The following is an 11,441-nucleotide window of genomic DNA, read 5'->3' as shown; positions in this document are numbered from 1 at the left end:
AATAACTCCTAACATTTGGCTTTCACTGACCCAAATTCGCTTTGGTTAGTTTTGTCATTTTTACTTAGTTCTGTCAACATGTTTATATAAGTTGTCTTTATTTTAATTGGTATTATCCAGTTTGTCAATTTTGTTTTCTCTCTTTGGAATCATTTCTTTCCAATTTTGCATATCATCGATAAATTTTTTACTTTTTAAATGTAAACCAACATATTCTTCATAAATCGAATCAATCACTTGTCTTATATGTTGCTTCGTTTCATCTGAGAGGTTGATACTTTTTATTTGTTCATAACTAACGGCATTAAACAATTTAATAAAATGTAAGGCTCTTGGAGAATAATGAAACCGACGTTCATCCATTGACCAATGTTTTTGGCAAAGTACACCATGGTATTTATCAGAAAAATCAAATGGTTCTCTTTGACTGCCACATATAGCACAAGACGAGAAATTTAATTGTATCCCAAACCGTTGAAGAATCTGTATCTCAAAAATATTTGTTATAATTTCGGCATCATAGCCATCATTAATCAATGTAAGGGATTCTTTTAAAAAACCAAACAAAAAAGGGTCATATACATTGTCCTCAATGGCGGCATCACTTAAATTAAGTATATAAGTAGCATAGGCTGATAAAAAAATATCCTGTTGAATCGCAAAAAACGGGAAAATGTCTTTAGCTGTATTCAAAAAAGATAATCCCTCATCTTTCATATCACCGATAAAAGTCGCTTGCGTAAATGGTTGAATAGCTGAGCCGATTTGATTATTTTTTTTATTAGCATGTCTCACAAAAAACATTTTTTTTCCATTAGATTCTGTAAATATTTTTACCAATTTATCGCTTTCCCGATAATTCCTAGAAAACAAAATAAGTCCATTAATTTCTTGAGGTCCTCTCAACATCTTACCTCCTTAACAACTAAAAAACATGGAAAAATTCCATGTTTAATAATCTGTTTCTCTATAACCATAATTTTGTAAATCACGACGTTTATCACGCCAATTTTTTTGTACTTTAACCCATAATTCTAGAAAAACTTTGTCTCCTAGTAAATTTTCAATATCTTTACGACTTTTCGTTCCGATATTTTTTAGCATTTTTCCGCCTTTACCAATGATAATTCCTTTTTGACTATCACGTTCTACAATGATAGTTGCTTGAATATGAATTTTATCATTATCATCTCGTTTCATGCTTTCTGTGACTACCGCAACAGAATGAGGCACTTCTTGTTCGGTTAATTGTAATACTTTTTCACGAATCAACTCAGACACAATAAAATACTCTGGGTGATCTGTTACTTGATCATCTGGGAAAAACTGGGGGCCTTCAGGCATATCATTTACTAGTGTTTCTAATAGATGTTCTACATTATTTCCTTCTGTTGCCGAAATTGGTACGATTTCTTTAAAATCTAACTCTTGACGATAATCATCAATAATTGGCAATAAATCATCTGGATGAACAGTATCAATTTTATTTATCACTAAATACACAGGTGCATCTGCTGTCTTCAAACGTTCAATAATAAAATCGTCTCCACGTCCTCTTGGCATATCAGCACTAACCATAAAGATAATGGCATCGACTTCGCGCAATGCACTATATGCTGTTTCTACCATGAAATCACCTAATTTATTTTTAGGTTTGTGGATTCCTGGTGTATCAATAAACACAATTTGCGCTTCTTTTGTTGTATAAATTCCTTGAATTTTATTTCGTGTTGTTTGAGCTTTATTACTCATAATCGCAATTTTTTGAGCCACAATTCGATTTAATAAAGTTGATTTTCCAACATTTGGTCGACCAACTATGGCAACAAAGCCTGATTTAAAATTTTGTTCTGACATTTATCTTATCCTTTCTTAACTACCAATCCAAACATGTATTATTTTAGGTAAAAATATCACCATACCGACAAAAAGAGCAAAACATGCACTTAATAATACCATTCCAGCTGACATATCCTTAATCTTTTTAGCTAACGAGTGATAGGTTTTATTGGTTACTAAATCAACCAATACTTCAAAAGCTGTGTTTACCATCTCTGCCATCAAAACCAAAACAATCGCACACACTAGCCATAACCATTCATATTTAGAAATATGACATATAAATCCTAAAACAATCGCACTTGTTCCTAAAAACAAATGATACCTCATATTTCTTTCTTCTTCGACAACAGTCTTTAATCCATGCAATGCATGAATCAAAGACTGACAAAAACAACGATTTTTTTCTGTTTGTCTATCGTTCCAAGCCATAATCATTTAAAATCTTTCTTTGCAAATCAAACATATTTTTTTCATCTTCTGGCGTCATATGGTCATAGCCATTTAAATGAAGAAAACCATGAATGGTTAAAAAACCAAGTTCTCTATCAAATGAATGATTAAATTCAGCTGCTTGATCTTTCGTACGATCTACAGAAATAAATAAATCCCCTATATTTCGTGGTAAACCAAGTTCTTCTAAATCAAAATCAAATCCTGACAAATCCTCTTCTTCCAAAGCAAAACTAATCACATCTGTTGGACGATCTTTTTGACGATGTTCTTTATTTATTTGATGTATTTCTACATCATCTACAAACGTCACAGACATTTCCGTGTTATCTGGTAAATCAATTTCTTCATTTTTTGCGGCAAAATCAATGATAGATGAAACCATTTCTAATTGTTCTTTAGATAAGGAGTCTGTTTTATCAACGAGTACCAAGTCCATCGTTAAATCCCTCTTTCTTCTTGTTCTTGTTTCATTTTTTCTGCTTCAGATTTCATCTTAGGATATTTAATACGTGAATGGAAAGTTGAGCACAATCCATCAACAAGTGATTTTTCAATAATTGCAATTTCATCCAAGGTTAAACCGGTCTCAATTAATTGTCCATCTTCTAGCCTTGATTGGATTAAGTTATGGACGAAGTCTTTTATTTTATCATTTGTTGGATGATCCATTGCTCTAACAGCTGCTTCAGCACTATCCGCAATATTAATAACCCCTGCTTCACGAGATTGAGGCTTTGGACCTGGATAACGAAATGCTTCTTCTGTTGTTTCAGGATTTCTTTCTTGTTCTTTAATAAAGAAATATTTCATCAAAGTAGTACCATGATGTTGTTGACATACATCAATGACAAATTGAGGCATACCAGCTTCTTCTAATATTTTCACACCATCTGTTACATGGCTAAAAATAATTTCTTTACTATCTGATGGTAACAAGAAATTGTGAGGATTTTCTGCCCCATCTGGTAAATTTTCCACGAAAAAATTAGCATGTTTAATTTTACCGACATCATGATAATAACTTGCCACACGTGTTAATAGAGAATTACCTCCAATTTGAGCAACGGCATTCGCACTTAAACTAGCCACCATCATACTATGATGATAGGTTCCTGGTGCTTCTTCAAGTAATTGTTTTAATAAAGGCTGATTTGGATTACTCAACTCATTTAAAACAATCACACTATCATCAGTCAATAATAATTCAATGTAAGGGTATAATCCAATTGATAAAATAAATGAGAATAACCCACTACCAGTCGAAATAAATAACGTTGTAATAGAACGACTATCACCAATATTAAATCCTTGATAAATCACTAATACTGCCATAAAAAGAATTGGCATAATAATCAATAAAAAGAATGCTTCTTTTAATTGTACACCTATTCGTTCGTTAACTAAAAAAGTTGACACAAATGCAGAAAACATATAAAAAAGTGAAATAACTAATAGTGATGTGGTTCCCGCTAAATTATAGAAAATAAAGATAGAAAAAATAGCTTGAAACATCCCCATTAATAATCCCCATCGTTTATCTAAAAACATATATAAAATAACCGATCCAAATGCTGCTGGGAATAATAGAGAAACATTACTTAAATTATCTTTTTGAAATAAATAAAGTAATTTCATAAATAGAACACTCACTGTAATAGCAACAGCATATAAGGTAACACTTTTAACACGTACTTCTTGATTAGAATGTCGTAAAATATACCCTATTAATACGACTTGTAACAAAATAACAAGTAACATAGATAACAATGGCGAAGTTGACGTAGATTGATTAGTTAAGCCAAGTAACTTTATTTTCTCCATTGCCTTAGAATCAATTTGTTCGCCTTCACGGACAATAATTTCACCTTGATAAATCATCACAGGAAGCACATTATTTTTAGCACTTTCTTTCATAGATTCTGTTGCTTTATCGTTTACCACTTCATTCACTACGATTGCTTTATCAAAAATCATCACAAGTAAATTAATCTCTTGTGAACTAAACTCATCGTACTGCACCATTTCTTTTGCTGTTTGTTTTTCCCCTTGAAGCGTAGAATTTCTAATATGTTTAGCCAAAATTGTTTTCAATGTGTTCTCAGACGTTTCTTCAAGTTTAGTTAAATCAGAACTAGATAACTCAAGTAATTGTTCATAAAAAGTGTCTGGAAAAGACTGAAAAAATGCAATATCATTTTGACTATATTTTTCAAAATTAGATTTTAACATGGGTAGTTTATCTTCTACAGTAGGCTTTGAACTACTCTTTTTTTCATTATATTGTTTTTCAGCTGTTTCATTGACTTGATTTACTAAATCAAAAATGGTTTTAACATATTCAATTTGCTTTGTCTCAACATCTGGATTGTAAGTGTACTCTGGTGTCACACTTTCCATTGCCAACTTTTGTTTTTCTTTTGTTTCATCTTTATTTTCAATGGTTTTATTAGCGCGTATTGTTTCACTTGATAATTGGCCCACTTTATAAGTGACTTGTTTTTGTCTTACACTACCAAACATCAAACTAAACATGATTAATGACATTAAAAACAGAATTAAAGGGGTATAGTATTTACCAAGCACATTAGGCACTTGTTGGATTTTTTTCATTACTTTCACTCCTTTTATCTCCTTTTAGTTATCTGCATATGCTTTAATGATATCAGCAACCACCGGATGTCTCACCACATCTTGTGTTGAAAATTCTATAAACGCAATTCGTTTAATACCTCTTAAAATTTTTTCAGCATGAATTAACCCACTTTCAACCCCACGAGGTAAATCTATTTGCGTTTTATCTCCATTTATAATCATCTTAGAATGATTTCCTAAACGAGTTAAAAACATTTTCATTTGTGCATTTGTTGTATTTTGAGCTTCATCTAATATCACAAAAGCTTCTTCCAATGTTCTTCCTCTCATATAAGCAAGAGGGGCGATTTCAATGACACCTCTATCCATTAAACGGGCTGTGTGTTCCATACCTAAAACTTGATACAGCGCATCATAAACAGGTCGCAAATATGGATTAACTTTTTCTTGTAAATCTCCAGGTAGAAATCCTAGGTTTTCCCCTGCTTCAACAGCTGGACGTGTTAAAATAATTTTTTCTACCTCACCTTTTTTTAAGGCACTCACTGCCATTACAACTGCTAAAAACGTTTTTCCTGTTCCAGCAGGACCAATACCAAACGTCACATCATTTTTTTTAATGGCTTGAATATATTTTTTCTGACCATCATTTTTTACACGAATGGCATTTCCTTTATTATCTTTTAATAAAGCGTGTTCGTATAGACTAAAGAATGTCTCTAATTGTCCTTTTTTCGCTAATTGAATAGCTGTTAACATATCACTACTTGTAATTTTATGTCCCCTTAGAATCAACTGTTGTATTGCAGTTAAAATATCTTGAACCATGGAGACATTTTCAACATTTCCTGATAAATGAACAACCTCTCCTCTTGAAGAAATTGATACATTCAAATATTCCTCAAGTATTTTAATATGTTTATCATGTGTACCAAACAAATCATTGCTTTCAATGTTCTTATCTAACATAAATACTAATGTTGTTTCTGATGTCAATCACTACAGCTCCTTCATCTTCTTATAACCTAAATAATACCACACTCTCTAAATAAAAAAAATAACGAGGGTGCTTTCAAACATCTTTTCATCTTTAGAAGTCTGTAGTATAGCATAAAAAAGAAGATAGAGGTAATAACCACCACTATCTTCTAAAAAATCTTTCATATACAATTAATAAAGAACCAATAATAGACTATGCTAAACTTTCTTTTACTAAAGAGTTAACTTTCTGACCGTCAGCTCTCCCTTTAGTTTTAGGCATAACAACACCCATTACTTTTCCGAAATCTTTCATTGATGATGCACCTGTTTCATCTATTGCCGATTGAACAATGTTTCGTAATTCATCTTCAGATAATTGTTCAGGCATATAACGCTCAACAATTTTAATCTCACCAGAAACTTTTTCTGCTAAATCTGGACGATCAGTTTGGTTAAATTCCTGTAACGAATCTTTACGTTGTTTCATCTCTCTAGATAAGACAGTTAATTCTTCATCAGGTGATAATGATTCACCTTTTTTGATTTCCTCATTTTGAATAGAAGATTTCATCATCCGTAAAACAGATAATGTTTCTTTATCTTTTGCTTTCATCGCTACTTTGATATCATTGTTTAACCTATTCAATAGAGTCATAATATCAGATCCATTCATTAAAACTAGTATTTTTTACGTTTTCTTGCAGCTTCAGACTTTTTCTTGCGTTTAACACTTGGTTTTTCGTAGTATTCACGCTTGCGGTACTCCTGTAAAGTACCAGTTTTTGAAACGGAACGTTTGAAGCGACGAAGAGCGTCATCTAATGATTCGTTTTTACGAACAACAGTTTTTGACATATAAATCCCTCCCTCCAAACTTTTTGGTAACCGTTTTTTATATAAAGTAATCTTAAACAAAAAACTGTTCACAATATATTATAGCTAATTGAGTTTTTCTCGTCAACTACCTATTGTTAATTTTTTAAACATTTCTCGCATTTTCCTAATATTTCAAAACGATGACCTTCAATTAAGCAACCTGGCAGCTGTTCTTGAAACATATCCATTGGACACATATGAATCTCTCGTGTTGCACCACAAGAAGTACAAATAAAGTGATGATGATGGTGTTCCCCATGAACATCACAATGGAATCGATATCTTTTTTCACCTTGTAACTCAGTTTCCTCTAAAATATTTAATTCTGCAAAATCTCTTAAATTCCGATAAATCGTATCATAACTCACACCTTGATATTTATTGTTCATAAAATTAAATACATCTAACGCTGCAACATAACGATTTTCATTAATTAAAAAAGAAAGTATATCCGAACGTTTTTTTGTATACTTTAAGCCATTGTCTTTCATTGTCGCTATTGCATAATCTAATTCTTTTTCCAAAATCTCTCCCTCTCTTCATAATAATCATCGTTTATGTCATATTATATGCTATAATTTAAATAAAGTAAAAATATTAAGGATGTGAAACGTTTATGACTGACCAACGTATCAGTATTTTTATTATTTCTGATTCAGCTGGCGAAACAGCTTCTAAACTAGCCCAAGCCTCCATGGCACAATATGAAGATGCAAAAATAAAAATACAAATCATTAAACGCGCGTTCATCTATCGCGAAGAAGAACTAGTGCAAGCCTTAGATGAAGCAAAAGCTCTCGATGCTATTGTCCTTCACACTCTTGTATCTAAAGATTTAGTTCATATAGCCAACAACTACGGTAAACAACAGAATCTTTTTATGATTGATCTCTTATCAGGACTAGTTGGAGAATTATCCAAACGAACTGGATTAGAGCCAAGTCGTTTACCAGGTGCGATGCATTTTTTAAGTAAAAATTACTTTGAGAGAATTAGTGCAATGGAATTCGCTGTAAAATATGATGATGGTAAAAACCCTAAAGGATTTTTAGAAGCTGATATTCTTCTCCTAGGTGTCTCACGTACGTCAAAAACACCGCTAAGTTTGTTTTTAGCCAATAAAAATTTAAAAGTTGCAAACTTGCCGCTAATACCGGAAGCACATATTCCACCACAACTTTGGGAGGTTGATCCGAAAAAAATTGTTGGTTTGACAAATAATCCAAAAGTATTAAATCGTATCCGCCGAGAACGAATGAAATCTTATGGCTTAAATCCAGATACTGCTTATTCAGATATTGATAAAATCAAACGTGAACTTGATTTTGCTAATGATTTATATAAAAAATTAGGTTGTTTAGTCATTAATGTTGCACAACTTTCTATAGAAGAAACTGCTTCTATTATTTTAAGTGAATTAAATATTGAAGATACTAGTTATTTTGGATAATAAAAAAGAGGCTGACTAAAAAATCTTAAAATAAAAAGAATCCCATGAAATCCGTTAATTACAACGTTGATTTCATGGGATTTCTATTTTGTTAGTTAAGTGATTTTATTACCAAAATTACTTTTGGCTCAGTCTCTTTTTATTTTATTGAATTCTTATAGTATAACTTTTATTAAAGTGATTACCTTTAGTTAATTTATTAATCCCGATTTTCTCTTCAATTTTTCCATTGCTAGAAATATCGTCAGCTATTCCACACCAAGGTTCAATACAAACAAACGGCGCTTCAATTGTATTAGGGCTCCAGAAACCAACAAACGGAAACTCTTCATAACTCACTATCACACCATGTGAATGCTTATCAGATAAAATAGAAAAAGTATTTCTTCCCTTTGTTTCTAAAATTTGAGCATCTTCTTTAAAAAGCGTATGTTTTAATTGAATGGATGTGTTTGTTTGTGCCAAAGTTTTACACTCACTATTTATATAAGCTCCTTTTAAAGGAATTTTAATTCGTGATTTCGATGGTGAAAAATGAAGATAATAATCACTCATCTCTGTTCCTTCAATTAAAGGAATATTAAATGCAGGGTGTCCCCCAATAGAAAAATACATTTCATCAGAGAGCGTTGATACCTCATAATTAATGGTTAACATTGTTCCATCTAACTGATAACCTATTAGTAGTCGAAATTCAAAAGGATAATTTGTTAGCGTTTCTTGATTATTCTTTAACTCCAATATAGCAGAGTTACTCGTTTGTTCAACCACATCAAATAACATATTACGAGCAAAGCCATGTTGTCCCATCGAATAATTTTTGTTCTGATAAGAATAGGTATTATCTTTTAATCTACCAACAAACGGAAATAAAATTGGTGCATGACGTCCCCAAAAATGTGAATCCGCTTGCCAAATGTATTCAACACCCGTTTCTTTTAAAATAAAACTAGATAACTCAGCTCCAAATTGATTAATGATTACTATAGCAGTATCCGACTCTAATTTTAACGTCATGACGTTCCTCTTAAACAACCGTTTCTTTATCAAGCAAGTTAATTAATTGTTGATTAGTTATTTTTATAAACGTTCCTTTCATCCCCAAAGAGCGTGTTTCAATTACGCCTCCTGATTCAAGTTTACGTAAAGCATTTACAATAACCGAGCGAGTTATTCCTATTCTATCGGCAATACTAGATGTTGTTAAAATACCTTCTTGTTCATCCAATTCTTCAAAAATTGCTTTAATCGCCTTTAATTCACTAAAAGATAAAGACTTTAATGCCATCTGAACCATACTTGTTTCACGCATTTGTTTCTCTATATCGCCAGATTTTTGATAGAGTAATTGCATACCAACAACCGTTGCACTATATTCGCCTAAGATAAAATCTTCTGTGTTAAATTTTTTATTTACACGACCTAAAAGAATTGTACCAAGCCTAGCTCCTGCTCCAAATATTGGAACAAGAGTTGTGTAGGCGTTAGTTAATTCTTTCTTTAATTCAAAAGGAAAAATAGTTAATTCTTCATCGATTGGAATATTTTCAACTGTTTGTTGAATATCCTTTAATAAAGTAGTGTACGAATGAGGAAATTGATGTTTAGTAATCATTTCATTAATTCGTTCATTATTAAAATCATGTACCACAGAATATCCTAATAATTCACCATCTTTTGACAAAATATAAGTATTACACTCCATAATATCCGATAATACTTGTGCCATTTGTAAATAAGGCAGTTCTTTTTCTTCTTGAATGGTATTTTCTTTTTGTAACAATTCATTAATCATACGTGTTTTTTGCAATAAATCATCCATACCACCACTCCTAAACAGTTCTTATAAAATATAACGACTCAAATCTTCATCTTCAGATATTTCACCGAGTTTTTCATTAACATATTGTTCAGTGATGGTAATTTCACCCATTGACATATCAGGAGATTCGAATAATAAATCTTCTAATAATTTTTCTAAAATAGTATGCAAGCGTCTTGCTCCAATATTATCTGTTTCACTATTTACGTTATACGCGATATGAGACAAGCGTTCGATTGCTTCTTTAGTAAATGTCACATCAATATTTTCAGTTTTAAGTAAGGCGATATATTGTTTGATCAATGCGTTGTTTGGTTCAGTTAAGATGCGGACAAAATCTTCTGCTGTTAAATCATCTAATTCCACACGAATTGGGAAGCGACCTTGTAATTCAGGTATCAAATCACTTGGTTTACTTAAGTGAAACGCACCTGATGCAATAAATAAAATATGATCTGTTTCGATTGTACCATATTTCGTGTTGACAATAGATCCTTCAACAATCGGTAAAATATCACGTTGAACCCCTTCTCGAGACACTTGACCATTACTTTCAGACTTAGACGTAATTTTGTCAAACTCATCAATAAAAATAATCCCATTATTTTGTGCTAATTTAATTGCTTCACTATGAATATCTGCACTATTAACAAGTTTTTCAGATTCTTCATTAATTAAAATTTCACGTGCTTCTTTCACAGTCACTGTGCGTTTGATTTTTTTCTTAGGTGTTAATGAATTGAGAGCATCACCTAAATCAATTCCCATTTGTTCCAACCCGTTATTCATCGTTGGCGTTTGTTTTTTCTCTTCGACTTCAATTGTTATTTCTCTATCTTCAAGCTGACCTTTTTCCAGTTGAGATTGAACTGTTTCACGACTTACTCTGATAGAATCGGTCACTTCTTCTTTTTCTTCGTCATTATTTTGTTGGAATCCATTCATCATTTGCATCATCATATCAAATTGATTCGTTGATTGACGTTTTTCTTTTTTGATACCAGGTACTAATAATTTAACCAATCTATCTTCCGCAGCTTTTTTTGCTTTTGAATAAACTTGACTATATTGGTCTTTTTTCACAATGGTAATACTTGCTTCAACCAAATCACGAACCATTGATTCAACATCGCGACCCACATAACCAACTTCTGTAAATTTTGTTGCCTCAACTTTTACAAATGGTGCATTAACAATTTTAGCAAGTCGTCTGGCAATTTCTGTTTTACCAACACCAGTTGGTCCAATCATTAATAGATTTTTAGGTGTGATATCTTGTTGCATTACGTCATCTAATTGCATACGACGATAACGATTACGCAAAGCCACTGCAACAGATTTTTTTGCTTTATTTTGTCCAATAATATATTGATCTAATTCTTCTACAATTTGTCTTGGTGTTTTTGTTACTGTACTCATTAACGT

13 protein-coding genes are annotated in these 11,441 nt (G+C 31.9%); 1 reads left to right on the top strand and 12 read right to left on the bottom strand.

Annotated features, from left to right (window positions below; all coding sequences use genetic code 11):
• Positions 1-102 precede the first annotated feature (102 nt).
• The 9 genes from recO to G314FT_RS07180 form a co-directional block, all read right to left on the bottom strand.
• Positions 103-909: a DNA repair protein RecO gene (gene recO, locus G314FT_RS07220; protein WP_257699978.1), complete on the bottom strand. Its 807-nt coding sequence runs from the start codon at positions 907-909 to the stop codon at positions 103-105.
• Between the two features lie 42 nt (positions 910-951).
• Complete coding sequence (gene era / locus G314FT_RS07215; protein WP_257699976.1) at positions 952-1,857, bottom strand: GTPase Era; 906 nt, start codon at positions 1,855-1,857, stop codon at positions 952-954.
• A gap of 15 nt (positions 1,858-1,872) precedes the next feature.
• Entirely contained in the window at positions 1,873-2,277 is a 405-nt protein-coding gene (locus tag G314FT_RS07210; protein WP_423837498.1) for a diacylglycerol kinase family protein, read from the bottom strand.
• Positions 2,255-2,731 carry an rRNA maturation RNase YbeY gene (gene ybeY / locus G314FT_RS07205; protein WP_257699975.1) on the bottom strand — a complete coding sequence of 159 codons (477 nt, stop codon included), beginning with the start codon at positions 2,729-2,731 and terminating at the stop codon, positions 2,255-2,257. Before ybeY ends, G314FT_RS07210 begins: the two co-directional genes overlap by 23 nt.
• A 2-nt stretch (positions 2,732-2,733) precedes the next feature.
• Positions 2,734-4,905 (bottom strand): HD family phosphohydrolase, encoded by a 2,172-nt coding sequence (locus tag G314FT_RS07200; protein ID WP_257699969.1) that lies wholly within the window; start codon positions 4,903-4,905, stop codon positions 2,734-2,736.
• Positions 4,906-4,929: 24 nt separating this feature from the next.
• A complete protein-coding gene (locus G314FT_RS07195) occupies positions 4,930-5,883 on the bottom strand; it encodes a PhoH family protein (RefSeq protein ID WP_423837497.1) in 954 nt (317 codons plus the stop codon).
• 196 nt (positions 5,884-6,079) lie between these two features.
• Complete coding sequence (locus G314FT_RS07190) at positions 6,080-6,523, bottom strand: GatB/YqeY domain-containing protein (protein ID WP_257699967.1); 444 nt, start codon at positions 6,521-6,523, stop codon at positions 6,080-6,082.
• Between the two features lie 23 nt (positions 6,524-6,546).
• Positions 6,547-6,723 (bottom strand): 30S ribosomal protein S21, encoded by a 177-nt coding sequence (rpsU, locus tag G314FT_RS07185; RefSeq protein WP_071456767.1) that lies wholly within the window; start codon positions 6,721-6,723, stop codon positions 6,547-6,549.
• Between the two features lie 116 nt (positions 6,724-6,839).
• Positions 6,840-7,235, bottom strand: a complete 396-nt coding sequence (locus G314FT_RS07180; protein WP_423837531.1) for a Fur family transcriptional regulator — start codon at positions 7,233-7,235, stop codon at positions 6,840-6,842.
• A 125-nt stretch (positions 7,236-7,360) separates the two neighbouring features.
• Between G314FT_RS07180 and G314FT_RS07175 the strand changes: the two genes are divergently transcribed.
• Positions 7,361-8,194, top strand: coding sequence for a pyruvate, water dikinase regulatory protein (locus G314FT_RS07175; RefSeq protein ID WP_257699954.1), 834 nt, complete (start codon positions 7,361-7,363; stop codon positions 8,192-8,194).
• Positions 8,195-8,338: 144 nt separating this feature from the next.
• On the opposite strand, the gene G314FT_RS07170 is transcribed toward G314FT_RS07175, so the two are convergent.
• Genes G314FT_RS07170 through hslU form a run of 3 tightly spaced genes read right to left on the bottom strand, consistent with a single transcriptional unit; the run spans position 8,339 to position 11,435 of the window.
• Positions 8,339-9,211 (bottom strand): aldose 1-epimerase family protein, encoded by an 873-nt coding sequence (locus G314FT_RS07170; protein ID WP_257699952.1) that lies wholly within the window; start codon positions 9,209-9,211, stop codon positions 8,339-8,341.
• 10 nt (positions 9,212-9,221) lie between these two features.
• Positions 9,222-10,016, bottom strand: a complete 795-nt coding sequence (gene codY / locus G314FT_RS07165; RefSeq protein WP_257699950.1) for a GTP-sensing pleiotropic transcriptional regulator CodY — start codon at positions 10,014-10,016, stop codon at positions 9,222-9,224.
• Positions 10,017-10,037: 21 nt separating this feature from the next.
• Positions 10,038-11,435 carry an ATP-dependent protease ATPase subunit HslU gene (gene hslU, locus G314FT_RS07160; RefSeq protein ID WP_257699949.1) on the bottom strand — a complete coding sequence of 466 codons (1,398 nt, stop codon included), beginning with the start codon at positions 11,433-11,435 and terminating at the stop codon, positions 10,038-10,040.
• Positions 11,436-11,441 lie beyond the last annotated feature (6 nt).

This window comes from Vagococcus luciliae, from assembly GCF_024637875.1.
Classification (GTDB): Bacteria; Bacillota; Bacilli; order Lactobacillales; family Vagococcaceae; genus Vagococcus; species Vagococcus luciliae.
Note: the sequence above shows the minus strand (reverse complement) of the source record. Positions and strands in the feature narration are given on the sequence as shown.

Excerpts from the sequence above, each read along its gene's own strand:
- G314FT_RS07190 (WP_257699967.1), bottom strand. The coding sequence starts at position 6,523 with ATGACTCTATTGAATAGGTTAAACAATGATATCAAAGTAGCGATGAAA.
- rpsU (WP_071456767.1), bottom strand. The coding sequence starts at position 6,723 with ATGTCAAAAACTGTTGTTCGTAAAAACGAATCATTAGATGACGCTCTT.
- hslU (WP_257699949.1), bottom strand. The coding sequence starts at position 11,435 with ATGAGTACAGTAACAAAAACACCAAGACAAATTGTAGAAGAATTAGAT.
- G314FT_RS07210 (WP_423837498.1), bottom strand. The coding sequence starts at position 2,277 with ATGATTATGGCTTGGAACGATAGACAAACAGAAAAAAATCGTTGTTTT.
- G314FT_RS07200 (WP_257699969.1), bottom strand. The coding sequence starts at position 4,905 with ATGAAAAAAATCCAACAAGTGCCTAATGTGCTTGGTAAATACTATACC.
- recO (WP_257699978.1), bottom strand. The coding sequence starts at position 909 with ATGTTGAGAGGACCTCAAGAAATTAATGGACTTATTTTGTTTTCTAGG.
- G314FT_RS07170 (WP_257699952.1), bottom strand. The coding sequence starts at position 9,211 with ATGACGTTAAAATTAGAGTCGGATACTGCTATAGTAATCATTAATCAA.
- era (WP_257699976.1), bottom strand. The coding sequence starts at position 1,857 with ATGTCAGAACAAAATTTTAAATCAGGCTTTGTTGCCATAGTTGGTCGA.
- G314FT_RS07180 (WP_423837531.1), bottom strand. The coding sequence starts at position 7,235 with ATGAAAGACAATGGCTTAAAGTATACAAAAAAACGTTCGGATATACTT.
- G314FT_RS07175 (WP_257699954.1), top strand. The coding sequence starts at position 7,361 with ATGACTGACCAACGTATCAGTATTTTTATTATTTCTGATTCAGCTGGC.
- ybeY (WP_257699975.1), bottom strand. The coding sequence starts at position 2,731 with ATGGACTTGGTACTCGTTGATAAAACAGACTCCTTATCTAAAGAACAA.
- codY (WP_257699950.1), bottom strand. The coding sequence starts at position 10,016 with ATGGATGATTTATTGCAAAAAACACGTATGATTAATGAATTGTTACAA.